Below are 25674 nucleotides of genomic sequence, written 5' to 3'. Positions count from 1 at the left end.
AGCGTGAAGTCACGCCCAGGGAGCGGCTGCCAGGTTCTTGTAAAACCCTGATTTCAAGCCTTTTCAGGCCTCTGATGCTGCACTAGCTTCACTACCAGTGCATCACAGGGCATGAACCCCACTCAGGCCTAAACGGTGCGCATCACCCCCACCACCCCACCAATCCCAAGGAATGACCCATGCCTGTCAGCAACACTGCCTCCCGGCGTATACGCCGGACCCTCGGCGTCCTGGCCGCCCCGCTGCCCGTCCTCGTGCTCGCCCTCCCGGTGGCGCACGCCGCCACCCCGGCCCGGACCGCACTGGCCGGAACCGCCACGCCGCATCTGGCCTCCGACACCGTGCGGACCGGAGCGGTGGCGGCGAACGCGCCGCTCACCCTCGAGGTCAGCCTGACGCCGCGCAACCAGGCCGGGCTGGACGCGTTCCTGCGTCAGGTCTCCGACCCCGCCTCGCCGCAGTACAAGCACTACCTGACCGTTGCGCAGTACGCGGCCGCCTACGGCGCGACCGACGCGCAGATCTCGCAGGTCACCAAGTACCTGCGCGGCCAGGGGTTGTCGGTCGGCGCGGTGACCGACAACCACCAGACGATCGCCGTGCAGGGCACCGCCGCGCAGGCGGAGAAGGCGTTCGGCGTGCAGTTGGGCACGTGGCGCAGCAGCGGTCGCGACGTGTTCGCGAACACCGCCGCGCCGAGCCTGCCCACTGACATCGCCTCGATCGTCTCCGGCGTGGCGGGTTTGTCCAACGTCTCGCAGCGCACTGCCAGCTACCACGTCGAGAGCCCCTCCGCCGTGCCGCACGCCGGTACCGTCCTGACGCCGACCAAGGCTCGCGGCGGGTACAACCTCACCGGTCCCCTGGCCTCCGGCGACAACGGCTCTGGCAAGACCGTCGGCCTGGTGGAGTTCTCGGCATACTCCGCTTCGGCGGTGTCGGCGTACAACACCAAGTACAGCCTGGGCGCCCCGGCGGCCACGGTGGTGAAGGTGGCCGGCGGCACGACCGACACCTCCGGGTCGGTGGAGGACGAACTCGACATCGAGGTCGTCAACGCCCTGGCGCCGAAGGCGAACGTGAAGGTGTACGAGGCGCCCAACAGCGACGCCGGCGAGGTCGCGCTCTACGCGGCGCTGGTCAGCGCCGACGTCCCGGTGATCTCCAGCAGCTGGGGCGAGCCGGAGAACGAAGAGGCGAACCTGGCTTCCGACGACGCCGACTTCAAGGAAGCCGCGGCGCAGGGCCAGTCCGTCTTCGCCGCCTCCGGTGACAGCGGCGCGCGCGACGACGGCTCGAGCCTGTCGGTCGACTACCCGGCCTCGGACCCGTACGTCAGCGGCGTCGGCGGCACGAACCTGACGGTGTCCTCGGCCAACGCCTGGAGCAGCGAGACCGGCTGGTCCGGCAGCGGCGGCGGCCAGTCCGACAAGTACACGACCCCGAGCTACCAGGCGCCGGTGAACACCAGCGGCCACCGCGAGGTCCCGGACGTCGCCGCCGCCGCCGGCAACAGCAGCCCGTGGTACATCGACGCCGACGGCAGCTGGACCGACGTCTGGGGCACCAGCGCCGCCGCCCCGAACTGGGCCGCCTTCGTCGCCGACTATGACACCGCGGCGACCAAGGCCGGCAAGGCGAGCTTCGGCTACGCCAACAGCTTCCTGTACACCGTCGCCGGCAGCTCGAGCTACACCACCGTCTTCCACGACATCAAGAGCGGCAACAACGGCGGCTACAGCGCGGGCACCGGCTACGACGAGGTGACCGGCTGGGGTTCGTACAACGCGGCGCAGTTCATCGCCACGAAGCTCTGAGCAGACAGACCGATCCCGGTCGGCAACCGTCGCCGACCGGGATTCTGTCAGCTGCTGTGAGCCGGCAGCATGGCCGTGATGATGGTGCGGTAGTTCAGGAGCGCCAGCCTCAGGTGCTCGGTGTCGGCCGCGTTGTTCGCCGAGTCGGCGGAGATCTGCGAGCGGCGCTGCTCGACGGCTTCCTGGTAGGCCGTGAGGATCTCGCTGAGAAGCGTGTCGGCTTCCGCCACGGAGCGGTGCGGGTCCTCGATGAAGGCGACCTGGACGTCGGACCAGCGGCCGAGGAACGCTTCGGCGGATGCCTGCGCCAGGAGCGGCTCGCCGTTGCGCTCGTCGAGCTCGCTGGACGCGGACGCTTCGGCGGACACAGGGGCGCCGGCGTACGCGGGCTCCTCAGTGTCGACGGAGTCCTCGGTGTATGAGGGCTCGTCGATACCGGCGGGCTCGTCGGCGTATGCGGATTCTTCGATACCGGCGGGCTCCTCGGTGTATCCGGGCTCGTCGATACCGGCGGGCTCATCGGTGTACGAGGGCTCGTCGGTGCGCGGCGTCTCCTCAGAGTACGGAGTCTCCTCGGCGTAGCCAGCTTCCCCCGCGTCGGCCAAGTCCTTGGTGTCGGCGTAGGCGGACTCCCTCGAGTCCTCGACCGGGACCTCGAAACGTCCCTCGACCGGCTCCGCGCCCGGCACGTCGTCCGGCTCCGTCACGGAGTCCTCGCGCGGCTCCTCCCCCAGCCCCGCATAGGGCTTCTCGCCTTCGTGCTCGTTCAGTTCCTCGTCGCTCTTACGGTCATCCGCGGAAATCATCGACCCACCTCCATGCTGGACGTCTCTCGGGAATCAGAACTCTGTGAACGCTGTGGGACCTCGCCGGTACCGGCCTCGTCGAGCATGTTGTCGAACAGGGCGGCGTACTTCTGGAACGCCTGCCGCATGTCCTCGGTCGAGGAGTTCTGCGGGTCCTGCTCCGCCGTCTGCCGGACCTGCGTCGCCTCGCGATAGCCGGTGACGGCGCCGGTGTGCGGGATGGAGAGGAGTTCGAGCAGGGTCTCGCTGTCGTTGCCCGGGTAGCCGCGGAACCGTGCCAGCCGGACGACCAGCGCCTCGGCGTCGTTCAGCGCGGCAGCCGGATCGTCGACGAACGCCCCCTGCACCGCGCGCCACTCCTCGGAGTACCGCGCGCGCTCCTCGCCGCCGAGCGGCCGGAGCTCCAGGTTCGCGTACGCGCGGCGCCGCCGTGACAGCTCCCGGTCGGCGGCGCGCGGACTGCCTTCCTGCTCCACGAGCTTGTCGTACTCCGGACCGTAGGCGGCCCGCTTGCGGCGCCGGTCGTATTCGACGGCTCCGGCAATGAGGATGCCGGCGATGACGATGATCGCCACCACTACACCAATGATCATGACGCCTCCCTGAGTCGGGGTCCCGGGTTACCCGAGGGCGACACTTCAAACAGTCGAGCGAATATCAGATCTCAGCGAGCCGCCGGTCCGCCCGCAGCGGCAGCGGCAGCGGCAGCGGCAGCGGCAGCGGCGCCGAGTCCATTTGTTTGAGACCTTTCCCGCTGGCTAGAAGGACGCCTCACCACGACTTGGCCGGGCTGCGGCGGGTACCTCCGCCCGCGGCCCACAGAAAGGAATCACCATCATGGGCATCATCTTGCTGGTCCTGCTTCTGGCCCTCCTGCTCGGCGGCCTCGGTTTCGCCGTGCACGCGCTGTGGGTGGTCGCCGTGATCGTGTTCGCGGCATGGCTGATCGGCTTCGGCATGCGCCGGGGCGAGGAAGCCGGAGCCGGTGGCCGTCGCCGCTGGTACGGCCGCTGGTAGAGCCCCGCTCGACCACCGCCGGCGCACCACGACAGGCACGACATGAAAGGGAGCCATGACCACCGTCGCCGAACAGATCGTCACCGCCCTGGCCGACCTGGGGGTCCGCACCGTCTGGGGAGTGGTCGGGGACGCGCTCAACCCCGTGACGGACGCGATCCGCCGCGAAGAGCGCATCGAGTGGATCGGCACCCGGCACGAGGAGGCGGCGGCCTTCGCCGCGAGCGCGCAGGCCCAGCTGAGCGGCACCATCGGCGTGTGCATGGGAACCGTCGGACCGGGTTCGCTGCATCTGCTGAACGGCCTGTACGACGCCAAGAAGTCGCACGCCCCGGTGCTGGCGATCTGCGGCCAGGTCCCCTCGGCCGAGTTGGGCGCCGAATACTTCCAGGAGGTCGACAACGACGCGGTGTTCCGCGACGTCGCCGCCTTCCGGCACACGGTGACCAGCGCGAGCCAGATGCCCCGGGTCCTGGAGCAGGCGGTGCAGACGGCCTACGCCACCCCGGGCGTCTCGGTGCTCACGCTGCCCGGCGACATCGGCTCCGCGGAGGTCGCCAAGGACAGCGCCGTCCACATCACGCGCGTCCCGGCACGTCTGACACCCGACGACGACGAGATCACCCGCGCCGTGCGGCTCCTGGACGACGCCAAGACCGTGACGATGCTCGTCGGCGCCGGAGCCCGGGAATCGCGTGCCTCAGTGCTGCAACTGGCCGATCGCCTGGCCGCTCCGATGGTCCTGACTCTCAAGGCGAAGGAAGGGCTCGAAGACGACAACCCCTTCCAGATCGGCCAGAGCGGCCTGATCGGCAACCCGGCGACCCGCGAGGCGTTCGAGTCCGCCGGCGCGCTGCTGATGATCGGCACGGACTTCCCGTATCCCGACTGGCTGCCCCGCTCGACGCCGACCGTCCAGATCGACACGCGCGCCGGCCACATCGGGCGCCGTACGCCGGTCGACGTCGGCGTCGTCGGCGACGCGGGGCTGAGCATCGCCGCGCTCCTGAACCGGGTGCGCAGCAAGGACGATCGCAGCCATCTGGAAAAGGCACGCTCGAGCTACGAGGACTGGCAAGGTCACCAGCGCCGCCTCACCGACCCGGAGTTCGACCAGAGCCTGGTGGGCAAGGTGCGGTCTTGGCTCGACAACACCGAGGACAAGATCCGCCCCGAGGCGCTGGCCACGCTCATCGACACGCACGCCGCCGAGGACACCGTGTTCACCACCGACACCGGCATGTCCACGGTCTGGCTCGCGCGCTGCGTGACGATGCGCGGCAGCCGCCGCCTGATCGGGTCCTTCAACCTCGGTTCGATGGCGAACGCCCTGCCGCACGCCCTCGGCGCCGCCGCCCTGGACCGGCAGCGGCAGGTCGTCGCCTTCTGCGGCGACGGCGGTCTGACGATGCTGCTCGGCGACGTGCTCACCGCCGTCGCCTACGACCTGCCGGTCAAGCTCATCGTCTTCGACAACGGCCGCCTGGGCATGGTCAAGCTCGAGCAAGAGCAAGGCGGGCTCCCGGAGTTCGGCACCGAGTTGGCCAACCCCGACCTGGCCGCCGTCGCCACCGCGATGGGCATGCCGGCCGCCCGGGTCACCGAACCCGAGGCGCTGGAGGCCGCTGTCCAGGCCGCACTCGCCTCACCGGGTCCGTACCTGCTCGACGTGGTCACCAATCCCGAAGAGATCGCGCTGCCGCCGAAGACAAGTATCGACCAGGCGTGGGGGTTCGCGATCGCGAAGATGAAGGAAGGGATTGTGAGCCGGGGCGCCAAGTCCTGAACATTAGGACGTCCCGACCATTACGACTCACATTGAGCACAAAACCCCGTGTGCGGCAGAGAATTCAATTCTCTGCCGCACACGCGTTGTGTCATCGGCGGACCGTGCCGCCGCTACCGACGCCGGGAGTACCACCCTGTCCCCACGCCGAGCAGGTGCAGCGAGAGGGCGACGAGGCCCAGGAGCATGAGGCTGGTGGGGTCGATCCAGACGTTGGTCGACGTCCCGTTTCCGTGCAGGAAGTAGGCGATGGCGAACAGTACCGCCGCGATCAATCCCATGTTTTGTGCCGCCTTTCGGTGGACCGGGTGTTGTGAGGCGTCCAGGTACCCCGGCTTTCCCGAATCAATCGCTCGCGTGTTCTTCTTTTATCGCGGCCGGAATCTGCTCACCGGCCGGGCTGTCAGTCGATGGCGTGGACCGTCCAGTACTTCGGATCGGGCCCGAGGAGGGTGATGCGGTCGAGCAGGCCCTGCACGCCGCCGGAAGCAGCCAGGGCGGCTGGTTCGGGACCGGTGAACTCGGTGCAGACCTGCAGTTCGCGCTCGGTCTTGCACACCGATCGGGGGTCCGGGGTGACAGTGCCCTTCGGCCCGACGCGGATGTTCAGGTTCGTGGTCTGATTCGGGCCCGGGGCGGACATGAACATCAGGTCCAGGCTCCACTTGGCGCCGTTGTGGGCCCAGAAGCCGTGGAGCATGTTGCCGCCGGCGATCGGGAAGCCCGCCGGGAAGCCCTGAACATGGATCGGCAGCGGGAGGGGCTGGTCGCCGACGGTCACCCCGGCGGCGATGCGGATCTGCTCGCTCTTCTGCTGCGCGGTCAGTGTTCCGGTGGCGCTGGTGTCGTTAGTGTCGCCGGTGAGATTCGCCCACGCGCCGCCGACCTGCCACTCCAAGACGGCTCGGCTCGGGATGGTGCTAGCGCTCGGAGCCGTCTCGCCTTTGATGGGAGTCCAGGTCCAGAAGGCGGGGCTCCCGTTGACGGTCGGCGCGCTGACCTTCTCCGTCTTGCCGCCGCTGTGGGTCGCCGCTGCGGGGTCCTGCTTCGAGACGGTCAGCCACATCAGGCCGGGAGTGGTGCCGGTTCGGCCGGTGGCCACGGCGGCCTCCGTGTCGCCGGCGCCGGACTGGTAGCTGACGCCGGAGACCCAGGCCGGCAGCCAGCCGAAGGCGGCGTGCTGTTCGACGGGGTCGGATCCGGTCGTGAAGGCCGGTGGCGGCCCGCTCGGGGTCGTGCCCGGCGTGGCCGACGTGGCCGGCGGTGTCGGCGTGGCCCGGAGTCCGGAACCGCTGCCCAGCATCGCCGCGACGACCGCGGCCACGCCGAGCACGCCGACCGCAGCGGTCGCGCCCGCCAAGCGCTGCCGGTGCCGTCGCTGGGCCCGCCCCCGGAGCGTGGCGGCTGTCAGTGGCCTGGTTGTTTCCGCGAAGCGTGCGGAACCGGTCTGCAGAATGGAATCAAAGTCCTCAGGCATGGCCGGATGCCTCCTTGGCGAACGACGGGAAGGCGGGGACGGCATCGGACAGGTGCGGCGCCAACGCCTGCCGCCCCCTGGACAGTCGGGCCTTCACCGTCCCGACCGCCACTCCGGTCTCCAGCGCTATCTGCTCTATCGACAGCCCGACCAGGTGGTAGAGCACCACCGCCTGGCGCTGCTGCGGATTGATCCGCCGCAGCGCCGCGATGATCGCGACATAGTCCGGATTAGCCCCGGGATCCGGCTCCGGCACCCCGTGCCGCCGGTGCGCAGTCGCCCTGTTGACCGCCTTCCGCCACGCACTGACCCTGATCCGGAAGGCGACAGCGCGAACCCAACCCTCCGGATCCCCATAGCCGGAAACCTTCCCCCAGTTCTGCCACGCCCGCGTATAGGCCTCCTGCACGAGGTCCTCAGCCTCGGCCCGACTACCGGTCATCGCATAGAGGTGACTGGTCACCCTCCGGACGCTGCCCGCATAGAAGGCATCGAACTCGCTCGGATCCCGCATACCGCTCCTCATCGGATCAACTTTCGCGCGGAGAGCAGTTTGCTTCCCGAGACCTAGTCACGCCCGAGCAGGCAGCCGGTTGCGTCCCTCCCCAACGAACGTCAGCTGGAAATATTAGGCTGCGACCGTGGACGAGGTACTGAGCGGCGGGATCACGAACGCCGGCGCGGTCATCCGGCGCGGCGAGATCGTGGACCGGCCGGCGCAGGCACACGCGGCAGCCATCATCGCTTTCTGGAGGCGTTGCCGCAGCACGGCTTCCCTGGCGCTCCCCGGCCGGTCGGCTTGAGCGACGCCCGTGAGCAGCTCACCTACGTGCCCGGCGATGTCGCGCTGATGCCGTATCCCGCCTGGTCGATGACGATGCGGCGCTGGCCTCTGTCGGCGCGCTGCTTCGGCGGTTCCGCGAGGCGTCAGCGGCGATTGCGCTGTGCCACAGCGACGCCTGCGTGGAGAACGTCGTCTTCCGCGACGGCGTGGCGTACGGCCTGATCGACTTCGACATGACCGCACGCTACTGGGTCCCGATGCTCGACCCCGAGACCGCCGCGCAGTTTCCGTCCTACGCCGGCCTCGATCCCGTACACCGCCTGCGGATCCTCGCCGGCGATGAGGCATCCGTGAAAGCCTTCCACCGCCACGGCGGATGGGTTACCTGGGACCGGTTGCAGGCGTGGCTCATAGCTCAGCGCGCGACATTCCTCGACGCGCTGAGCTAGATATCCTCAGAGCTCTTATCCTTAGTGCAATTCAGCTGACGGCGCTGAACCGCTGTCGGGCGAATTCGCCGGATTCCAGTGCGTCGACGATGGCCGATGCGTAATCCGGGAGGGTGATCTGCCAATCGCCCTCGTCGTCCATGAGGATCGAGTCGGTGGCCTCGGAGCGGTATTGTCCGGTCTTCGGTTCTTCGTCGAGGAGGATGGACGACGGGCAGGCGTAGGACCACGCGACCGGTGTGTCGGCGGCGCGGAGCAGGTCCAGGGCGTCGGCTTGGGCGACGGCTTCGGCCTGGAACTCGGCTGGGAAGATGGGGAGGTCCATGATGCGGTCCTCGCCGAGGAGCAGTCCGGCGCCGCCGCCGCAGAAGATCAGCCGGTTGATCCCGGCCTCGGCCAGGACGTCGAGGAGGACCTGCGCGCCGTCGGGGATGACGCGGTGCGAGGCGTCGTCGCCGTCGACACCCTTGAGGGAGGCGACCACGGCGTCGTGGCCGGCGACCGCCTGCGCCACCGAGGCCGGGTCGCGGAGGTCGGCCACGGCCGGGGTCGCCCCGTCCACGCCGGTGAGACGGTCCGCGTTCCGACTGACCGCGGTGATGCTGTGCCCGCGGGCCAGTGCCTCGCGGGCGACCGCCGAGCCGATACGGCCCGATGCTCCAATGACGGCGATCTTCATTGAGTCCCCTCAGCGATACACGATGTCGTACGAAGGCCAGATGGAGTTGTCTCCCAGCATCTAATGTAGTTCGTTGATAAAAGGGCGACTTCTCCCGCGTTGCCACGCAGGCGGGCGGAAATAGACGGCAGCGCCTCGGCGGTGCGCCGTGGATGCCGAGCCGAATTTCTTCTCAATTGCCCACCTGCGATGGTCGCGGTGAGTTTCGACACCGGAACCGGTCTCTTTGAAGCACCACCCGCCCCGAAAGGGATTCGCACGCCAACCTCATCAGAGTTCGAATATGCGCCTGGCTCAGCGCCCGACCCGCGCCCGAGCCTGGTCCAGCAAGTCGGCGGCATGCCCCGCGACGGCGTTGCGTGCCTTGCCCAGGGTGCCGATGGCGGCGCCCAGCGGGTCCGGGTTGGTCGCGGCGTGCAGTGTCATCCACGTCCACTGGTGCTGGGTGTGCTCGTGCAACTGGCTGCGGCGCGCCAACGCCTCGGCTTCGGGTGTCAGGGCACGGCCAGCCAGCGACGCCGTGACCGCCGGATGCTCGGACAGCTCGGAGTGCGCGGCCGCGAAGTCCGCGGCCCACCACGCCAGATCGCGCAGATCGGCGTCCGGCAGGGCGGCCAGACGGTCGGTGTCGGCACCGAGCGGGCCGTGGCCGGGCAGGGCGCGGGAGCCGTCGTCCAGGCGCTGCTCGACGTACAGTTCGGGCAGCAGCGGCAGGACCGGGTATCCGATGCCGACAGCCTCGATGCGGGCCAAGTCCTTGGCGGACAACGAGACTCCGGTGAACCGGGTGGCAGCCAGCAGGCCGACCGCGTTGCGGTGTCGGCCTTTCACGTCGAGATCCGCCAGCAGCTCCAGCGCCTCCGCGGACGTCGTCTCGGCCAGACCCAGCTCGAACTGCGTCAGCACATCGCCGTTGCGGGCCAAGGAGAATTGGCACAACGCCTTGACGTTCCAAAACATGGAGGCTGCTGTCGTGTCGGGAGAGGACAGCGCTCGCAGCACCGGACTCTTGCTCCCCTCCCAGCTGTCGAACTCCACGGCGACCGCGCCGCCGGGCACGTCGAGAACACAGACCCACGGGTCGGCGTTCTGATAGTCCCGATCGAAGAACTCACTCATCGGGGTCGGCTCGGACTCGTCGGCGCCGAAGTCGCGCAGCACCTCCGAACTGGACTTGCCGGTGACGAAGGTGATCGTGGCTGCTTGGGACAGCCCGCTGTTCTCGACCCAGTGGTAGATCTCATCAGGCACGACAGCCACCGGCGGCACCGGCTCGCCGCGCAGCACGTATCCGACCAGATCAGAGTGCTTATGTACCACTGGCCTGGCGGCGGGCGCGCGCCACACCGTGACTTCGTAGTCCTCCCGGTCCGCGTCACGCCCCCGAACCGCGACCCGTACCCGGTAGTCGCCGGGCCACGGCGGCGTGATCTGCGCGGCGTCGCCGTGGCCGGCAAAGGACGCGCCGCCGTTCGGAGCATGCCAGCTGACCTCGACGACCTCGTCCCAGATAGAGAGGTTCTGCGTCGGCGGCCTCTCGACCACCGCCAGGTTGACCGACACCGAGCCGCTCTCCTGACCCGAGCGGATGGCGATGCCGTGCGGAAGCACTGCCACCAGACCGTTGTCCGAGAAGTCAGGCGCGGTCTCCAGCGGTCCCTCGGCGAGGGTGAATACGTGCTCTGCCACGGTAGCGCTGGTGCGGCCGTGACGCGGCATCAGGTATTCGGCCCGCCGCCGGGCCAGCCTGGCTTCGGCATACGCGGCCGGCATCGGCGCCTCTTGCAAGAACCGGGCCGTGACGCCGAGTGCCGCACCGACGATGGCCTCGACCGTGACCTGCGGCCACAGGGAACGCAGCACGATCGTGGCGGCGAGGACGGCGAGCGCCAGATGCAGCGCGCCGTGCGAGGCGGCGATGGCAGCCTCGTCGGCACCGGTCGCGACGAGCAGCGGCGCGATCAGGGAATGTGTGGCGAGCGTGGCCACGACATAGGCCACCATGTCGGTGGCGCCGGGCACGATGGCGTCCAGTTTGGACAGCTCGCCGGCCATCTCACTGTTGCCGCGGCTCACGGTGAAGATAGCGCTGCTGGTCCCGCGCGGACCCTGCGGCAGCGCCTCGACCAGTTCCGGAACCGGCAGATCGAGCGCCGCCACGCTCATTTCCAGCGCGCCCAACAGGCGCTCGGCGACGAGTTGCGGGAGCCCGGTGAAGGCTACCTTGGCTGCGGAGCCGTGATGAGGCTGCGGCACGAGCTGACGGTGCAGCGGCCTCGGCACGCCACCCCATCGGTCGGGAAAGGGTTGAGCCAAACGCCCCAACTCCGCCGCCGGCGACGCCGGGACCAGCCGCGCCACTCGACTGAGCTCAGCGGCCACCGCCTGCGCCATCGCATCGAACACGGACCCTGACAGCTGCGTCGTCGTCCCCTGCATCGCTCCCCCACTCCGCCACCGATTCCCCCCGACCGGCAACACCATGACAGACGCTACCCACGGGCAGGTTCGCGAACGCCGTGCACTACCGCCGAAGCTACGCGCGCATCACGCGTAGACCCACCGACCGCAGCGGCCGGAGGGGATCGCGAGGACGGCGCGTCCGGCTTCTGTCACGGCGGTCTGGCCGACTTCGGTGGCGCGGCAGAAGGAGCCGGCACGCACGGTGCGGTGCGATGGCGTGGGGGGAGGGGGTGTGCGGGCGGTTGGGATGGTGCGGGCGGGCTGAGGTTGGGGCTGGGCCTCCGGGGCGCGGTCGGCCGGTTCGTCGGCGATGCGGGTCTCGTTGGGGTCGCAGGCTTGGGTGCGCGGGCGTCCGATGCGGAGTTTCAACTTCATCCTGGTCCCCTGGTCTGTGTGATCACTGTGATGCCATTGGACCAACCGCAGTATTTGTTAGGACGAAGCATGGTGGTGAGGCCGGGCGTGTTCACTCCTTTGGCGCCACGCCACATGGGGTAACACTGTGGTTACCCAGCGTCCAGTCTTCGATTCCGGGTGTGATCGGGATCGCCGTTGCTCGTCTTGTCTCATGAAGTTCTTATATGGGACAGTACGGACGATAGTGCCGTGCGTGAGGACTTCAGACCGCGCCGCCCTCCCCTTGCGTGATCTCGTTCCGAAAGGCCTGTCCCCATGAGCTTGACCAGCACGGCGCTGCTCATCCTCGCGGTGTGTTCGGCTGTCGCCGCCCCGGCGGCGACGTATGTGCTGTGGAACCGGGCCCGTGGGCCGCGACCGGTGCGCGCCGCCGCCCGGCTCGGGCTGATCGGGCTGTGCCAGGCCACGATGCTGCTGCTGGTCGGGTTGCTGGTGAACAACCACTACAGCCTCTACGCCTCCTGGAGCGACCTGCTCGGGCAGGACGGCGGCGGGCCCGTCGCCGTACGCCAGGCCACCGACGCGGCCACCGACCTGAACCATCCCGTCACGTCCTCGACGGACTCGCGCGGGCGGTTCGGCTTCGGCGGTCATGGGCAGGGCTCGCATTCGACCCCGCCGAGCACGCCGCGGACCGGTAACGCCGGTAACACCGCCAAGCCCGCCTGGGTCTCCGGCAACCACGGCACGCTGATAGCAGCCTTCCGCGGTCCGCATTCGGGGATCGGCGGCAACAGCGGCGACGTCCACGTCTGGCTGCCGCCGCAGTACCACGACCCCGCGTACGCGAACACGCGCTTCCCGGTCGTCATGCTCTTCCCCGGCTACCCCGGCTCCCCCACCGGCTGGTTCAGCGTCCTCAACGGCGGCCAGATCCTCGGGCAGATGGCCGCCCGGCAGCAGGCCACGCCGTTCGTCCTGGTCGCGGTGAACGTCAACCAGCACGGCGAGAACCTCAACTGCTCCAACATCCCCGGCGGTCCGCAGATGGCCACCTACGTCGCCGAGGACGTGCGCACCATGATCGAGGCGAACTTCCGCGTCTCCGACCAGCGCACCGGCTGGGGTCTGATGGGCTTCTCCGACGGCGGACTGTGCGCCGGCAAGCTCCTGATGCAGTACCCGCAGTACTTCCGCTCCGCAGCCCAGCTGGCCGGGGATTCCACTCCGGACGGCGACCAGGTGGTACGCGCAGGAGCCGCCTTCGTCGAGCGCAACTCCACCCTGTGGCTGCTGAAACACCACCACCCGAGCGCGAACCAGCCGGTCAGCCTGCTGGCATCGGTCTCCGACCAGGACACCGACTCCCTGCCGGTCGCCTTCCAGCTGCAAGCCGCGGCGCCGGACATCGTGTCGGTGTCCGAGCACGCGCACGGCGCGCACAACCCGGCGGTGTGGCGCAGCTGGCTGCCCGAGATGTACACCTGGCTCAGCCGGCACCTCGACAAGGCCTCCGGCTGACGGAGCCAGCTGAGCCGACCGAGCCGATCAAGCTCACCGAGAAGCACTCAGCTCAGCATCGGAGCGGCCAGGTACTGCTCCGGAATAGCGAAGGCGTCCACGAGCGTCCGCGCGTGCGGACGTAGCTCGCCGCACAGCGTGTTCACCGCCGCGATGACCGCCTTCGACCGCCCGGTGCTCAGCCGTCCGTGCTCCAGGAACCAGGCACGGTCCGCCTCGATGTTCGCCAGCGCGTAGAGGTCGCAGACCCGCTCCAGCAACGCCTTCGCATCAGGGTCCGTGCAACGCGCGATCGCGCGAACGAAGGCCTCCAGCACCAGTCGATCGACATGCACGCGCCCCGCGCGCAGAACATGATCCTGAGCGGCGTTGAACACCCCGAAAGGATCCTGCGCGGCCTTGCGCAGCCGGTCGGCGACGCCTCCCAGAACGTGCTGCTCGCGGTCCTCGAACAGCTTGAGCTGCCAGTCGCGGTCGAACAGTGCCTCGCGGTCGTCGCCGTCGGTCAGCCGGTCCACGACCTTGCGCGCCGACGTCCGCTCGGCGACCGCGCCCAGGACGCGTTCGGCGGCGAACCGCACCGTCGCCAGCGGGCTCAGGTTCTGGAAGGCGTCCTTGTACTCGGTCAGCAGACCCTTCGCGACGAGCTGCAGCAGGACGGTGTTGTCGCCCTCGAAGGTGGTGAAGACGTCGGTGTCGGCCTTCAGCCCGGGCAGCAGGTTCTCGGCGAGGTAGCCGGCGCCGCCGCAGGCTTCGCGCGCCGCCTGGATCGCGGCGGTGGCGTGCCAGGTGTTGGCGACCTTGAGACCGGCGGCGCGGGATTCCAGCTCGCGCTGCTCCTGCTCGGGGGCGTCGTCGGTGATGTCGTGGAGCGCGGCGACGAGTTCTTCCTGCGCGAAGTGCAGCGCGTAGCTGGTGGCCAGCGCGGGCAGCAGTTTGCGCTGGTGACCCAGGTAATCCAGGATCACCACCTCCTCGCCGTCCGGCGTGGCGAACTGCCGACGCAGCTCGGCGTAGCGGACGGCGAGCGCCAGTGCCCGCTTGGTCGCGCTTCCGGCGCTCCCGCCGACGCTGACCCGGCCGCGGATCAGGGTGCCGAGCATGGTGAAGAAGCGGCGCGCGTCACCCTCGATCGGGCTGGAGTAGGTACCGTCCGGCGCGACATCGCCGAAGCGGTTGAGCAGCGCTTCGCGCGGGATGCGGACCTGGTCGAAGCTCAGGCGGCCGTTGTCGACGCCGTTGAGGCCGGCTTTGGGACCGCAGTCCTCGATGGTGACGCCGGGCGCCGGCGCTCCGGCGTCGTCGCGGATCGGGACGACGAAGGCGTGCACGCCGCGCGTCTCGCCCTGCGTGGTGAGCTGTGCGAACACCACCGCCACGCGTCCGTCGCGCGCGGCGTTGCCGATGTACTCCTTGGTGGCGCCGCGGTCCGGGGTGTGCACGACGAACTCGCCGCTGTCCGGGTCGTAGGTCGCGGTGGTCCGCAGGTGCTGGACGTCCGAGCCGTGACCGTGCTCGGTCATCGCGAAGCAGCCGAGCAGGTCCAAGTCCCTGATGCGGCGCAGGTAGCGCTCATGGTGCGGCGCGGTGCCCAGCAGCTGCACCGCGCCGCCGAAAAGACCCCACTGCACGCCGGCCTTGACCATCAGCGACAGGTCGCCGAAGCCGAGCATCTCGAAGGAGACCACCGAGCCGCCGATGTCGCTCCCGCCGCCGTAGGCCTTGTCGAAGCCCAGGCCCGCGCGGTCGTTCGCGGCGAGCGCCGTCAGCTGGTCGAAGACCCGGCTGCGGTGCTCTTCCACGCTGAGGTCGATCGGATCGCGGTAGGGCGCGGCGGCCATCTCCGCGCGAATGTCGGCGCGCAGGCCGGCCCAGCGGCCGTCCAGCAGCGAGGTCAGGGTGTCCGGATCGACCGCGGCGGGCACGGGCGGCATAGGGCGCTCCTCCGTTGGGGCAGGGCGGGTGTGGCAGGGGCTGTCCACCTCACCGTCATCGATATCATGGCATTGATGGCCGAGCGGGGTCTGACGTGGGGCGTCAGAGCGTCGCGGTATCCGTCGGGATCGGGCTCGGGGCGGGATCCGGGAGCGGGTCGGGGCCGGGGACCGGCTGAGGGCTCGGCGGCGTCGGCTCCGGGAACGGGGTCGGCGGGCCGGGAGTCGGCGGCGTGGGCGGCGTCGGTTCCGGACCGGGACCCGGAGGGCGCGGGGTCGGTGTCGGCGGCTGCGGCTCCGGACCGTCGGGGTGGCCGGGGGGAACCGGGACCGGCGGGATGGTGTCCGCGACAGGGCTCCTGGTCGTGCGGGTCAGGGTCGGTGTCTGCGTCATGGTCATCCTCCTTCGGGGTCCCGTCCCAGTGCCCGGGATCATGGGGGTGAAACAAGGTTGCCCGCGATGCCTTGCGGTGGCTGTGTGACCTGCGGGCAAGGTGAGGTGCTTCTTCCTGCTTGCGTATCTCCGAGGCCTGATTACCGTGTGCGGCAAGAAGACTGTGGCGTGGGACGCGCGGTTCGCCTCCCTGATCCGAAAGGTCGCAGACATGACCGACACCGACAGTGCCCTGGACCTGCCGGCCTTGCCGTTCCCCAGCCACTCGCTGACCCCGCCGGCCGAATACGCCGAGCGCCGCGCGACGTGCCCGCTCGGGCACGTGCGCCTGCCCAGCGGCGACCCGGCGGTCCTGCTGGTGACGTACAAGGACGTCGCGGCGGCGATGGCCGATCCGCGGATGTCGCACGACCTGACCGGGCCCGACGCGCCGCGGATGACGATCGAGCCGAGCTTCTTCCAGGACCCGGACGTCGTGCTCAACAAGGACGGCGGGGACCACCTGCGGATGCGCCGCATCGTCGCCGCGGCGTTCACCCCGCGCCGGATCGAGCGCTGGAAGCCGGTGATCGAGCAGGTCGCCACCGAGCTGCTCGACGATCTGGAGAAGGCCGGAGCTCCGACGGATCTGGTGGCGGCCTACTGCTTCCCGCTGCCGGTGCGCATCATCTGCCGGCTGCTCGGCGTGCCGGAGAAGGACGCGCTGCGCTTCCGTTTCTGGTCCAACGCCTTCGCCGGCGGCGCGCAGATGACGCCCGAGGAGCGCGGGGAGGCGATCGGGGCGTTCCTGGGATACATGGCCGAGCTGATCGCCGCCAAGCGCGCCGACCCCGGCCAGGACCTGATCGACGACCTGATCTCGGCGCGCGACGGCGCGGACAAGCTGACCGAGCAGGAGTTGCTGACGCTGGCGACCGGCCTGATCGCGGCCGGGAACGAGACCACCGCCACGGCGCTGAGCCGTTTCCTGGCCGAACTGCTCGACGGCGACCGCAGGCTGTGGCAGCAGCTGGTCGACGACCCGGCGCTGGTGCCGACTGCCGTCGATGAGCTGCTGCGGTACACCGGATTGTGCAACAGCACCTTCTTGCGGATGGCGGTCGAGGACGTGGAGCTGCCGTCCGGGCTGGTCAAGGCAGGCACGGCGGTCGCGATCCCCAACAACGGCGCGATGCGCGACCCCGAGGCGTACCCGGAACCGGACTCCATCCTGTTCGGCCGCGACGCGCCGCCGACGCTGATCTTCGGCGGCGGCCCGCACTACTGCCTGGGCGCGCACCTGGCCAAGGCCGAGCTGATCGTCGGGCTCGGCGCCCTGGTGCGGCGGCTGCCGACGCTGCGGATGACCGTCACCCGCGACGAGCTGGAGTTCAGCGGCGGGGAGATCGTCGACTCGATGATCGCGCTGCCGGTCGCCTGGTAGCGGTCGCTGCGCGCAGGTCGTCGGCGAGTCTTCCGACGACATGCGCGCGGCGGCGCCGCCGGGCAGAATCTGGGCTATGGCGATCGTCTCGCGAGGTTTCCAGGGCCGGCGGCGGTCCTCGGAGCACCGGCTGCCGCCCGGACAGTACGAGACGCGGGATTTCCCGGTGCTCTCGGCCGGACCGACGCCGCGCGTCGACCGCGACGCGTGGCGGTTCAGCGTGGTCACCGAGGGCGGCGAGCGGCGCAGCTGGACCTGGCCGCAGCTGATGGCGCTGCCGGCCGAGCGTCCCGTGGTCGATCTGCACTGCGTCACCAAGTGGTCGAAGTTCGGCACCGCCTGGCAGGGCGTCTCGCTGGACATGCTGCTCGCCGACGTCGAGACCGAGGCGGAGTTCGCGCTCGTGCACGCCTACGGCGGCTACACCACGAACGTGCCGCTGAAGGACCTGCTGGACGGGCAGGCGTGGATCGCTTACGGCTACGACGGCCGGGACCTGACTCCCGAGCACGGCGGACCGGCGCGGCTGCTGGTGCCGCACCTGTATCTGTGGAAGTCGGCCAAGTGGGTGCGCGGCATCGAGCTGATGGTCCGGGACTCACCCGGGTTCTGGGAGAGCGCGGGCTATCACGACTATGGGGACCCATGGCGCGAGCAGCGGTATCAGGGCGACTAGCCGAGCGGCTGCGCTGGCGGGTCGCGACGCTGGTCGGGCAGCGCGAGGAGACGCCGACCACGCGCACGCTGGTGCTGGACGTGCCGGGCTGGCCGGGGCATCTGGCCGGTCAGCACGTGGACGTCCGGCTGACCGCCGAGGACGGCTACAGCACGCAGCGCAGCTATTCCATCGCCTCGGCTCCGGACGGCGCGCTGCTGGAGCTGACCGTGCAGCGGGTCTCCGACGGCGAGGTGTCGCCGTATCTGGCGAGCGACCTGCTCGACGGCGATCTGCTGGAGTTGCGCGGACCGGTCGGCGGCTGGTTCGTGTGGGAGCCGGAGCAGACCGAGCCGGTGCTGCTGGTGGCCGGCGGGTCCGGGATCGTGCCGCTGATGGCGATGGTCCGCGCGCGCCGGCAGGTGCAGATGCGGGTCGGGCCGCTGGCGCCGTTCCGGCTGCTGTACTCGGTGCGCTCCCCGGGCGACCGGATGTATCTCGCCGAGCTTCAGGCGCCGGATCCCGGGCTGGATGTGACGTTTCTGTACACGCGCCAGGCGCCGGAGGGTTTCGCGCGCCGTCCGGGACGGCTGACCGAGGCGGATCTGGCGGCGGTCGCCTGGCCGGCTTCGGCACGGGCGACCACGTATGTGTGCGGGCCGACCGGCTTCGTCGAGCACGCCGCGGATCTGCTGGTCGGGCTCGGGCAGGCGCCGGATCTGATCCGCACCGAACGCTTCGGGCCGACTGGAGGCTGACGATGTCCGAGTCTTTCCGCGAGCCCTCTGCCGACCCTTTCGGCGAGCTCTTCGGCGAGCCCTTCAGCGAATCCCTGCCGGTGTTCTCCGACGAGGACGACTACGAGGACGGCAATGCCCTGGCCGGTCCGCTGTCGGAGATCTTCGCGGTGGACGTCGTCTCGGCGCAGGGCTGCTGCACCGGCTGCGGCACGACCGGTCCGATCGCGCAGTTGCGGGTGTACGGACCGGGACCGGGTCTGGTGGCGCGGTGCCCGCAGTGCGGTCAGGTCGTGCTGCGGCTGGTGCGTGGCGGGAATTCGGCGTGGCTGGATCTGCGCGGGACCGTGAGTCTGCGGATTCCGTTGGACACCGACCGGTAACCGCGCTCGATCGGCTAGTATTTCAGGCTTCTGCGATCCGAAACGGCCCTGACGCCGACCCGGCGCCGGGGCCGTCGCGTCGCACCCTGTGACGACCCGTTGACCCCCCGCACAAATCGTCGCAACCCCTTGCCTTCCCCTTGCCTTGATCCCGGTGGCTACTAGGGATCTCCGTGGGATTTTCGCGAGAACGCCAGCTCATGCGCTATATGGCCATCCACCCGGCAAATCACGCCTGAAAATCAAGCGACCTTCAGCTATTGAGTGACCTGATACCGCTCGCTACGGTGACGGCGACCAGGCCCCTTGCAGCGCGCCCACACGCGCCCCCACCGAAGGAGCAAGTATGCGCAGGTTCCTGATACACGCCGCCGCACTGGCCGCCGCGGCCACCTCGATCGCGCCGGCCGCCCCCGTGGCGGCCTCGGCGGCGTCCGGGATGTCGTTCCGGCCGCTGACGTACAACACCAACGGCTACAACTGGGGCGGCTACGCCGCCACCGGCAGCGGGTTCACCTCCGTCTCGGCGACCTGGACCGAGCCGAGCGCCAAGTGCAACTCCACCAACGACCTGTACGCGCCCTGGGTCGGCATCGACGGCTACGGCTCCAGCAGCGTGGAGCAGACCGGCGTGGCCACCGACTGCTCCAGCGGCAGCCCGGTCGACCAGGCCTGGTACGAGATGTACCCCGCGGCTCCGGTCTACCTGAGCTCCAGCTCCTACCCGGTGAAGGCCGGCGACGTCATCAACGCCTCGGTCACCTACTCCGGCAGCAACAAGTACAAGCTGACCCTGAACGACTCCTCCCGGGGCTGGACCTACACCACCACCAAGACCCTGTCCGCCTCCCGCGCCAGCGCCGAAGTCATCATCGAGTCCCCGACCGGCGCCTACCCGAACTTCGGCACCCTGCACTTCACCAACGCCAAGATCAACGGCGGCAACCTGAGCTCCTACAACCCGACCGCCCTGGACCCCTCCAACGGTCCCTACGAGGCCCACACCAGCGCCATCTCCGGCGGCACCAGCTTCACCGACACCTTCGAGCACGAATAAAGACATGACAGCGCCGGCGGTCCCACACCCCCGGCGCCCTCCCCCACCGGGACCGGCCGCGGCACGCGAGATGCCGCGGCCGGTCTTTGTCGTGGGGGTGGTCGGTCGGTGGCGGGGCGTGGCGCGGCAGATCCGGGGCGCTAGCTTGGCGCGGCAGGTTCAGGCAGAGCGTGGGGCGGTCGGCGCGGGAGGGATCCTTCGCCCTCGCGCTCGCGGCGGTTCGAGTATCAGCCGCAGCTGATAGCTGCCCGACCAAACGCGTGCGCAGTGGCTCAGCCTCGGACCGGTGCGCCAGCTCGGCGCAGCTGGTTCAGGCGGAGCGTGGGGCGGTCGGCGCGGGACGAATCCCTCGCCCTCGCGCTGGCGGCGGCTCGAGTATCAGCCGCAGCAGATAGCCGCCCGACCACACGCGTGCGCAGCGACTCAGCCTCGGACCGGTGCGCCAGCTCGGCGCAGCTGGTTCAGGCGGAGCGTGGGGCGGTCGGCGCGGGACGGATCCCTCGCCCTCGCGCTGGCGGCGGCTCGAGTATCAGCCGCAGCTGATAGCCGCCCGACTAAACGCGTGCGCAGTGGCTCAGCCTCGGACCGGTGCGCGGTCGTGTCCGCGGATGACCGTCGGCCGCCGGCGCACCATCCGGTGCTCCACCGATCTTGCCCTGCGGGCTGTTCGCCGAGGTGGCAGGAGGCAGCCGGTATGATCGTCGGGCCCTGTCTGCGAGGTATGGAGCCCATGGTGAGCGTGTGCTGAGCTCCGGTGCCGGCACGGTGGTGTCGGTCGTGCTGCTGTTCGCCGTGCTCGTGTTCGCGGTGGTGCGGCCTCGGGGGTGGCCGGAGGCGGCGGCCGCGCTGCCGGCGGCGGGGATCGTGGTGGCGGTCGGGGCGGTGTCGCCGCACGCGGCGTGGTCCGAGGTCACCGCGTTGGCGCCGACGGTCGGGTTCCTCGCCGCGGTGCTGGTGCTGGCGCAGTTGTGTGCCGACGACGGGCTCTTCACCGCCGCGGGTGCCGCGATGGCGCGCGTCGCGAGCAGGCCGGGGCAGGCGGCGGATGCGCGGCGGTTGTTGGGCGCGGTGTTCGTGGTGGCGGCGTTGACGACCGCGGTGCTGAGCCTGGATGCGACCGTCGTGCTGCTGACGCCGGTGGTGTTGGCCACGACCGTCCGAGCCGGAGTGAAGGACCGGCCGCATGTGTACGCCTGCGCGCACCTGTCGAACTCGGCCTCGTTACTGCTTCCGGTGTCGAATCTGACGAATCTGCTGGCGTTCAGCGCCTCGGGGCTGACCTTCGGTCGGTTCGCGGCGCTGATGGCGGTCCCGTGGGTGGCGGCGGTCGGGACTGAGTATGTGGTGTTCAGCCGGTTCTTCGCCAAGGATCTGGATGCTGTCGCGGAGGACGCGTCTGGAACCCCATCTGCCGACCACGTCCCCGTCCCCACCTTCACCGTCATCGTGCTCGCCGCGACCCTTGCCGGGTTCGCCCTGACCTCCCTCGCGGGACTGAATCCGGCGTGGGCGGCGCTGGGCGGAGTGCTCGTGCTGGCCGGGCGGGCTTTGGTGCGGCGGCGGACCACGGTGCGGCAGTTGGTCGGGGCGGCGGCGCCGTTCTTCTGCGCGTTCGTGCTGGCGTTGGGGATCGTGGTGAAGGCGGCGACCGGCAGCGGGCTCGGGGCGCGCGCGGGTGATCTGCTGCCGCAGGGGTCGTCGCTGGCGGCGCTGCTCGCGACGGCGTGCATCGCCGCGCTGCTGGCCAACGTGGTCAACAACCTGCCCGCCACGCTCGTGCTGCTCCCCGCCGCCGCGCACGCCGGACCGGCGACGCTGCTGGCCGTGCTGCTCGGCGTGAACCTCGGGCCGAACCTGACTTACGTCGGCTCGCTGGCCACCCTGCTGTGGCGCCGGGTGCTGACCAGCCATGGCGAGGAGGTGAGCCTGGGCACGTACACCCGCCTCGGCCTGCTCGCCGTGCCCGCGACGCTGGTCACCGCGACCGTCGCGTTGTGGGCCGCGGTGCACGTCATCGGGGTCTGAGCTCGCTTTCGGCCAAGGTGCGGCTTCATAGTGACGGCGGTGTCGCCGGTCCGACGGTGAGGTCGCGTCCGGCGCCGAAGCCGATGACCGCCTGGACGCACGCGAGGCCGGCAAGCAGGGTCAGCGGGAGTGCCCAGCCGCTGGTGGCGCCGTGGAGAGCGCCGAGCAGCAGCGGGCCGATCGCGGCGACGGTGTAGCCGACGGTCTGGGCCATCGCGGCCAGGGCTGCGGTCTGCGGTCCTTTTGCGGCGCGCTGTCCTTGGAAGGTGAGCGCCAGCACCAGTGTCGCGCCGCTGCCGAAGCCGTTCAGGACGCAGGTCAGGACCGCCAGGCTCGGTGCGATCGCGAGCAGGGCGAAGCCCGCGGCGCCGAGCGCCGAGGCGGTCGCGGCGAGCAGGCGCTGGTCGAGGCGGCGGCGGGTGAGCAGCGGCAGGGTGATGCTGGCGAGCAGGCCGACGGCTTGGTAGAGGAAAAGTTCCCAGCCGGCGGTGGCGGCGGGGGTGCCGTGGTCGTGGACGATGCTGGGGAGCCAGGCGATCGTGGCGTAGAAGCCGAGGGATTGCAGGCCCATGAACAAGCTGACCTGCCAGGCCAGGGCGGAACGCCAGAGGCTGGGGGTTTTCGCAGGCGGGGGCGCCGCTGCTTTCGATTCCTTTGCTGCTGTTTCCGCCTTCGGCTGGGCGCTCCGGCGCAGGTGCGGGATCCACGCGGGGAAGGCGAGGACGGCGAGCACCGCCCAGCAGCCCAGCGCGCTGCGCCAGCCTCCGGGCAGGACGTCGGCCAGCGGCACCGACACGCCGGAGGAGATCGCGGCGACCAGGCCCATCGCGGTCACGTAGACGCCGGTGACCTGCCCGATCCGGTGCTCGGGAACGCTGCCGCGCACCACCGGCGGTAGCAGGACGTTGCCGACGGCGATCGCGGCGGCGATGACGACCGTGCCGCCGAACAGGAACACCGTCCCTGGCAGCGACCGTACGACCAGCCCGGCGGCCAGCACCGGCAACGACAGCGCGAGGACGCGCCGGGCACCGTGGCGGCGTGCGGCGCGCCCGGCCAGCGGCGAGGTCGCGGCGAAGGTCAGCAACGGCAGCGTGAGCAGCAGCCCGCCCCAGGCATCGGAGAGCCCGGTGCTGTTCTCGATGCTCGGCAGCAGCGGCCCGACACCGGTCAGCCCCGCCCGCAGATTCGCCGCGACCAGGATGATCGCGATCAGCAGCGAGGTGGTCAGCGCGGCCGGGTTCGGCGCCGCCGTGTCGTGGGCAGCGTCCTCGTCCACGCTCATGCCGGAGATCATAATCGCCGCTGTCGGCGGCGGCCCGTACGGTGGTCCGCCATGGGACTGGGAATTTCGGTGGGGATCCTCTGCGATCAGGCACGCAACGACCCCGAGGGCTACGAGCACTACCGCACCGCCTTCGAGCAACTGACCAGCGCACTCGCCCCCGAAGGCGTCGACTGGCACGAGCCGCAAACCATCCACGCCGCCGACGACGAGCACGACTTCGCAGCGGGCTTCCCCTACCGCTACCTGTCGCACCTCCGCCGCATCTACACCCTCACCCTGCTGGGCGAACCGGTGACCCCCGCAGCCTCGATCAGCGAGGCGCAGTACGAAAGCGACCAGGAACAAGTCGCCGACGAGACGACGATGTTCGCCTCCCACCTCCTCTGCCACGCCGACGACGCCGGCTACTACATCCCCGTCGACTTCCCCGACCCTCTGTTCCTGCCGCAAGAAGCGAAGATCCCCGGCGGCGGCATGGTCGGCTCCACCCAGCAACTACTCGCGGAGCTGATGGGCTTCGCACCAGCGATCGGCATCCACGTCGACGAGCACGGTGAGATACAGGAGCCGCAGCCTGATGACGGCGACGGCAACGCCGACGCCGACGCCTTCGAGCCGGAACGCTACGCCTGGTCGCAGATGTATCAGGCGTGCCGCGCCAGCATCGCCAGCGGGCACGCCATCGTGTTCTGCTGAGCTCGGCTCACACCTGCGGCGGCGTCACATCCGTCACCGGTCCGGCCGGGCCCTCCGGATCCGTCGGACCGGCCGGACCAGCCGGACCAGCCGGGCCCTCCCGCCCCGGACCGCTCGTGCCCGGACCACTCATGCCCGGACCCGTCGCGGGCGCCGCCGGTCGGCGTCGGCCGCGCAGTAGGGCGGCGAGCAGCAGGAGCACGAAGCCGAGGGCCAGGAGGATGATCGGGAGGTAGACGCCGAGCCAGCGGATGACGGTGTGGCCGTGGCGGGCGTCGTCGGCGGCTTGGTGGGCGCTGGCGGGGGTGGTCTCGTAGGCGGCGGCGACTGCGGGGATGAGGGGGACCGCCGTGCCGTTGGGGAGGGCGATGGCGGCGATGCGCTGCTGCTTGCGCAGGACGTCGATGACCAGGCCGGTGTTGGGGTCGACCCAGAAGGTGGAGTCGTCCTGGAAGGTGTAGGCCATGGTGACCTGGGCGCCGAGTTGCGGGAGGATCTGCTCCAGCTGGGCGGCTTGGGCCGCGGGCAGGCCGCCGGCGGTGGCGAGCAGCTTGAGCAGGCTCGCCGGGAGCTGCTTGGGCAGGGCGGCGAGGATCTGGGGGTCGACGATCTTGGTCGGGGCGACCTTGGCCTCGTAGACGTAGGTGGTGATGCCCTGCTTCTTCTCCGAGCGCAGGTAGGTCAGCGGCGCCACGGTCTGGGTCTCCGGCGTCCAGCCCTGGTAGTCCTTCTTCTTCGCGCCGAAGGGCCAGCTGACCGTCAGGCCCTTGGCGGGGATGACGTTCCAGCTGCTGGGGTGGCTGCTCACCGCCTGCAGCGACGTGCGGTCCACCGCGTACTCCCACTTGGTCTGCTCGACCTTCGCCCCGGCGGCCGAGGTCGTGCGCGAGTCGCTGATCAGGGCCTTGTCACCGGAAGTCTGCTCGGCCTTGACGTCCTGCAGCACGGTCATCGGCACGTTCTGCTTGACCGCGCCGACCAGGTTGCCCGAGGCCAGCGCCGCGGGATCCAGCAGCGACTGGAAGGTCCCGGCGTAGTTGCGCGAGATGTTCTTGCCGTCGGGGATCCGGGCCACATAGCTCGGCGTGATCCACCAGGCCATCAGCGCGGCGGCGACGAGGGAGAGCACGCCGACAACGGCGCACGCGATGCGTGTCTTGGTCATACCGGCTCCGTTGCTCAGGATCAGGACCTCAGCGTCAGTGTCCGAGGATGGACGGCAAAAGACCAGCTGAGGCACGCCAACGAGTGACACCGCCGCGTAGTGATTCACTCGGACAGCGGAAGCTCCCCCGGCTCGCCGCTGAACGCGACCCGGCCACGATGCAGCACGTGCACGACCCCTGCGGCGCCGAGCGTCTCCGGAAGCGTCTGCGCCGCCAGCACCACCGTCCGCCCCTCCTGCGCGATCTCCAACAGCCGCCGATGCAGGCGCGCGACCACGTATGGAGCCAGACCCCGATCAGGCTCGTCCAGCACCAGCAGCCGCGGCCGACGCAGCATCGCCCGGCACAGCGCGACCAGCTGCTGCTGCCCGCCGGACAGCGTTTCGGCGCGGCGCTCGAACAAAGGCAGCAGCTCAGGGAACGTCTGAGCGACTTCGGCGTCGGCGCGCGCCCCCGCGCCCAGGTTCTCCGCGACGGTCAGCGAACCGAACACCGCGTGCTCAGCCGGGACGAACGCCAAGCCCAGGCGCGCGCGACGATAAGCAGCCAGGGCGCTGACATCGCGGTCCTGCCACAGGCAGCGCCCGGCGGACAGCGGCACGGCTCCGGCCAGGGCACGCAGCGCGGTGGTGCGTCCGGCGCCGTTGCGGCCAATCAGGACACTGACCCGCCCGGCGGGAAACGTCAGGTCGACGCCGTGCAGCGCCTCGAGCGGACCGTAACGGACCCGAGCTGCGCGCAGTTCAGCCTCGATGGTCAT

The 25674-nt window shown here is 70.0% G+C and carries 24 protein-coding genes and 1 pseudogene; 12 read left to right on the top strand and 13 right to left on the bottom strand.

The annotated features are described in order from the left end of the window. Positions 1-179 precede the first annotated feature (179 nt). A complete protein-coding gene (locus tag CACI_RS16775) occupies positions 180-1817 on the top strand; it encodes a S53 family peptidase (RefSeq protein WP_012787575.1) in 1638 nt (545 codons plus the stop codon). A gap of 47 nt (positions 1818-1864) precedes the next feature. Here the strand turns inward: CACI_RS16775 and CACI_RS16770 are convergent, their stop codons facing one another. Together CACI_RS16770 and CACI_RS16765 are read right to left on the bottom strand one after the other, a co-directional pair. After that, a complete protein-coding gene (locus CACI_RS16770) occupies positions 1865-2623 on the bottom strand; it encodes a hypothetical protein (RefSeq protein ID WP_012787574.1) in 759 nt (252 codons plus the stop codon). Next, the gene (locus tag CACI_RS16765) at positions 2620-3216 is read right to left on the bottom strand and encodes a hypothetical protein (protein WP_012787573.1); all 597 of its coding nucleotides are present in this window, start codon (positions 3214-3216) and stop codon (positions 2620-2622) included. The genes CACI_RS16770 and CACI_RS16765 overlap by 4 nt, the downstream gene beginning before the upstream one ends. Before the next feature lie 244 nt (positions 3217-3460). Between CACI_RS16765 and CACI_RS16760 the strand changes: the two genes are divergently transcribed. Next, positions 3461-3640: a hypothetical protein gene (locus tag CACI_RS16760; protein ID WP_012787572.1), complete on the top strand. Its 180-nt coding sequence runs from the start codon at positions 3461-3463 to the stop codon at positions 3638-3640. A 55-nt stretch (positions 3641-3695) separates the two neighbouring features. Continuing rightward, positions 3696-5426: a thiamine pyrophosphate-dependent enzyme gene (locus tag CACI_RS16755; RefSeq protein WP_012787571.1), complete on the top strand. Its 1731-nt coding sequence runs from the start codon at positions 3696-3698 to the stop codon at positions 5424-5426. 113 nt (positions 5427-5539) lie between these two features. On the opposite strand, the gene CACI_RS51210 is transcribed toward CACI_RS16755, so the two are convergent. The 3 genes from CACI_RS51210 to CACI_RS16745 all read right to left on the bottom strand — a co-directional run bounded on the left by CACI_RS51210 (position 5540) and on the right by CACI_RS16745 (position 7417). Then, a complete protein-coding gene (locus tag CACI_RS51210) occupies positions 5540-5707 on the bottom strand; it encodes a hypothetical protein (RefSeq protein ID WP_012787570.1) in 168 nt (55 codons plus the stop codon). A 122-nt stretch (positions 5708-5829) separates the two neighbouring features. Beyond that, the gene (locus CACI_RS16750; RefSeq protein WP_012787569.1) at positions 5830-6903 is read right to left on the bottom strand and encodes a hypothetical protein; all 1074 of its coding nucleotides are present in this window, start codon (positions 6901-6903) and stop codon (positions 5830-5832) included. Then, the gene (locus CACI_RS16745; RefSeq protein WP_012787568.1) at positions 6896-7417 is read right to left on the bottom strand and encodes an RNA polymerase sigma factor; all 522 of its coding nucleotides are present in this window, start codon (positions 7415-7417) and stop codon (positions 6896-6898) included. The genes CACI_RS16750 and CACI_RS16745 overlap by 8 nt, the downstream gene beginning before the upstream one ends. Before the next feature lie 127 nt (positions 7418-7544). On the opposite strand from CACI_RS16745, the pseudogene CACI_RS54210 reads away from it, so the two are divergent. Continuing rightward, a pseudogene (locus CACI_RS54210) lies at positions 7545-8136 on the top strand (phosphotransferase). A 31-nt stretch (positions 8137-8167) separates the two neighbouring features. Here the strand turns inward: CACI_RS54210 and CACI_RS16735 are convergent. The 3 genes from CACI_RS16735 to CACI_RS16725 form a co-directional block, all read right to left on the bottom strand. Then, entirely contained in the window at positions 8168-8815 is a 648-nt protein-coding gene (locus CACI_RS16735; protein WP_012787567.1) for an NAD(P)-dependent oxidoreductase, read from the bottom strand. Between the two features lie 294 nt (positions 8816-9109). Next, complete coding sequence (locus CACI_RS16730; RefSeq protein ID WP_143765270.1) at positions 9110-11071, bottom strand: DUF6461 domain-containing protein; 1962 nt, start codon at positions 11069-11071, stop codon at positions 9110-9112. A 291-nt stretch (positions 11072-11362) separates the two neighbouring features. Beyond that, entirely contained in the window at positions 11363-11653 is a 291-nt protein-coding gene (locus CACI_RS16725; RefSeq protein WP_012787565.1) for a hypothetical protein, read from the bottom strand. 297 nt (positions 11654-11950) lie between these two features. Between CACI_RS16725 and CACI_RS45650 the strand changes: the two genes are divergently transcribed. Beyond that, entirely contained in the window at positions 11951-13156 is a 1206-nt protein-coding gene (locus tag CACI_RS45650; protein ID WP_012787564.1) for an alpha/beta hydrolase, read from the top strand. A 47-nt stretch (positions 13157-13203) separates the two neighbouring features. Here CACI_RS45650 and CACI_RS16715 read toward each other — a convergent pair whose 3' ends face one another. Then, a complete protein-coding gene (locus CACI_RS16715) occupies positions 13204-15090 on the bottom strand; it encodes an acyl-CoA dehydrogenase family protein (RefSeq protein WP_012787563.1) in 1887 nt (628 codons plus the stop codon). A gap of 103 nt (positions 15091-15193) precedes the next feature. Beyond that, the gene (locus CACI_RS47935) at positions 15194-15484 is read right to left on the bottom strand and encodes a hypothetical protein (RefSeq protein ID WP_012787562.1); all 291 of its coding nucleotides are present in this window, start codon (positions 15482-15484) and stop codon (positions 15194-15196) included. A 211-nt stretch (positions 15485-15695) separates the two neighbouring features. Between CACI_RS47935 and CACI_RS16710 the strand changes: the two genes are divergently transcribed. From CACI_RS16710 to CACI_RS16685, 6 genes are all read left to right on the top strand, one after another. Further along, positions 15696-16907: a cytochrome P450 gene (locus CACI_RS16710; protein WP_041541857.1), complete on the top strand. Its 1212-nt coding sequence runs from the start codon at positions 15696-15698 to the stop codon at positions 16905-16907. Positions 16908-16983: 76 nt separating this feature from the next. Then, on the top strand, positions 16984-17583 hold the full coding sequence (locus CACI_RS16705; RefSeq protein WP_041540291.1) for a sulfite oxidase-like oxidoreductase: 600 nt from the start codon (positions 16984-16986) through the stop codon (positions 17581-17583). Then, a complete protein-coding gene (locus tag CACI_RS16700) occupies positions 17553-18320 on the top strand; it encodes a ferredoxin reductase (protein WP_012787559.1) in 768 nt (255 codons plus the stop codon). Before CACI_RS16705 ends, CACI_RS16700 begins: the two co-directional genes overlap by 31 nt. 2 nt (positions 18321-18322) lie before the next feature. Then, entirely contained in the window at positions 18323-18682 is a 360-nt protein-coding gene (locus tag CACI_RS16695; RefSeq protein ID WP_012787558.1) for a DUF6510 family protein, read from the top strand. Positions 18683-19028: 346 nt separating this feature from the next. Continuing rightward, complete coding sequence (locus tag CACI_RS16690) at positions 19029-19739, top strand: G1 family glutamic endopeptidase (protein WP_012787557.1); 711 nt, start codon at positions 19029-19031, stop codon at positions 19737-19739. A 744-nt stretch (positions 19740-20483) separates the two neighbouring features. Continuing rightward, a complete protein-coding gene (locus CACI_RS16685) occupies positions 20484-21764 on the top strand; it encodes an SLC13 family permease (protein ID WP_041541855.1) in 1281 nt (426 codons plus the stop codon). A gap of 25 nt (positions 21765-21789) precedes the next feature. Here the strand turns inward: CACI_RS16685 and CACI_RS16680 are convergent, their stop codons facing one another. After that, positions 21790-23049: a CynX/NimT family MFS transporter gene (locus CACI_RS16680; protein ID WP_143765269.1), complete on the bottom strand. Its 1260-nt coding sequence runs from the start codon at positions 23047-23049 to the stop codon at positions 21790-21792. Between the two features lie 51 nt (positions 23050-23100). On the opposite strand from CACI_RS16680, the gene CACI_RS16675 reads away from it, so the two are divergent. Further along, entirely contained in the window at positions 23101-23748 is a 648-nt protein-coding gene (locus CACI_RS16675) for a hypothetical protein (protein ID WP_012787554.1), read from the top strand. Between the two features lie 7 nt (positions 23749-23755). Here the strand turns inward: CACI_RS16675 and CACI_RS16670 are convergent, their stop codons facing one another. Then, positions 23756-24913 (bottom strand): DUF3068 domain-containing protein, encoded by a 1158-nt coding sequence (locus CACI_RS16670; RefSeq protein WP_012787553.1) that lies wholly within the window; start codon positions 24911-24913, stop codon positions 23756-23758. Between the two features lie 104 nt (positions 24914-25017). After that, positions 25018-25674, bottom strand: a complete 657-nt coding sequence (locus CACI_RS16665) for an ABC transporter ATP-binding protein (RefSeq protein ID WP_012787552.1) — start codon at positions 25672-25674, stop codon at positions 25018-25020.

This window comes from Catenulispora acidiphila DSM 44928, from assembly GCF_000024025.1.
GTDB classification, from domain to species: Bacteria; Actinomycetota; Actinomycetes; order Streptomycetales; family Catenulisporaceae; genus Catenulispora; species Catenulispora acidiphila.
This window is presented reverse-complemented; position numbering and strand designations above follow the sequence as displayed.

What these genes read in the sequence shown, in the direction of transcription:
- CACI_RS16775 (WP_012787575.1), top strand. Translation starts at nt 180, where the DNA reads ATGCCTGTCAGCAACACTGCCTCCCGGCGTATACGCCGGACCCTCGGC.
- CACI_RS16770 (WP_012787574.1), bottom strand. Translation starts at nt 2,623, where the DNA reads ATGATTTCCGCGGATGACCGTAAGAGCGACGAGGAACTGAACGAGCAC.
- CACI_RS16765 (WP_012787573.1), bottom strand. Translation starts at nt 3,216, where the DNA reads ATGATCATTGGTGTAGTGGTGGCGATCATCGTCATCGCCGGCATCCTC.
- CACI_RS16760 (WP_012787572.1), top strand. Translation starts at nt 3,461, where the DNA reads ATGGGCATCATCTTGCTGGTCCTGCTTCTGGCCCTCCTGCTCGGCGGC.
- CACI_RS16755 (WP_012787571.1), top strand. Translation starts at nt 3,696, where the DNA reads ATGACCACCGTCGCCGAACAGATCGTCACCGCCCTGGCCGACCTGGGG.
- CACI_RS51210 (WP_012787570.1), bottom strand. Translation starts at nt 5,707, where the DNA reads ATGGGATTGATCGCGGCGGTACTGTTCGCCATCGCCTACTTCCTGCAC.
- CACI_RS16750 (WP_012787569.1), bottom strand. Translation starts at nt 6,903, where the DNA reads ATGCCTGAGGACTTTGATTCCATTCTGCAGACCGGTTCCGCACGCTTC.
- CACI_RS16745 (WP_012787568.1), bottom strand. Translation starts at nt 7,417, where the DNA reads ATGCGGGATCCGAGCGAGTTCGATGCCTTCTATGCGGGCAGCGTCCGG.
- CACI_RS16735 (WP_012787567.1), bottom strand. Translation starts at nt 8,815, where the DNA reads ATGAAGATCGCCGTCATTGGAGCATCGGGCCGTATCGGCTCGGCGGTC.
- CACI_RS16725 (WP_012787565.1), bottom strand. Translation starts at nt 11,653, where the DNA reads ATGAAGTTGAAACTCCGCATCGGACGCCCGCGCACCCAAGCCTGCGAC.
- CACI_RS45650 (WP_012787564.1), top strand. Translation starts at nt 11,951, where the DNA reads ATGAGCTTGACCAGCACGGCGCTGCTCATCCTCGCGGTGTGTTCGGCT.
- CACI_RS16715 (WP_012787563.1), bottom strand. Translation starts at nt 15,090, where the DNA reads ATGCCGCCCGTGCCCGCCGCGGTCGATCCGGACACCCTGACCTCGCTG.
- CACI_RS47935 (WP_012787562.1), bottom strand. Translation starts at nt 15,484, where the DNA reads ATGACGCAGACACCGACCCTGACCCGCACGACCAGGAGCCCTGTCGCG.
- CACI_RS16710 (WP_041541857.1), top strand. Translation starts at nt 15,696, where the DNA reads ATGACCGACACCGACAGTGCCCTGGACCTGCCGGCCTTGCCGTTCCCC.
- CACI_RS16705 (WP_041540291.1), top strand. Translation starts at nt 16,984, where the DNA reads ATGGCGATCGTCTCGCGAGGTTTCCAGGGCCGGCGGCGGTCCTCGGAG.
- CACI_RS16700 (WP_012787559.1), top strand. Translation starts at nt 17,553, where the DNA reads ATGGCGCGAGCAGCGGTATCAGGGCGACTAGCCGAGCGGCTGCGCTGG.
- CACI_RS16695 (WP_012787558.1), top strand. Translation starts at nt 18,323, where the DNA reads ATGTCCGAGTCTTTCCGCGAGCCCTCTGCCGACCCTTTCGGCGAGCTC.
- CACI_RS16690 (WP_012787557.1), top strand. Translation starts at nt 19,029, where the DNA reads ATGCGCAGGTTCCTGATACACGCCGCCGCACTGGCCGCCGCGGCCACC.
- CACI_RS16680 (WP_143765269.1), bottom strand. Translation starts at nt 23,049, where the DNA reads ATGAGCGTGGACGAGGACGCTGCCCACGACACGGCGGCGCCGAACCCG.
- CACI_RS16675 (WP_012787554.1), top strand. Translation starts at nt 23,101, where the DNA reads ATGGGACTGGGAATTTCGGTGGGGATCCTCTGCGATCAGGCACGCAAC.
- CACI_RS16670 (WP_012787553.1), bottom strand. Translation starts at nt 24,913, where the DNA reads ATGACCAAGACACGCATCGCGTGCGCCGTTGTCGGCGTGCTCTCCCTC.
- CACI_RS16665 (WP_012787552.1), bottom strand. Translation starts at nt 25,674, where the DNA reads ATGACCATCGAGGCTGAACTGCGCGCAGCTCGGGTCCGTTACGGTCCG.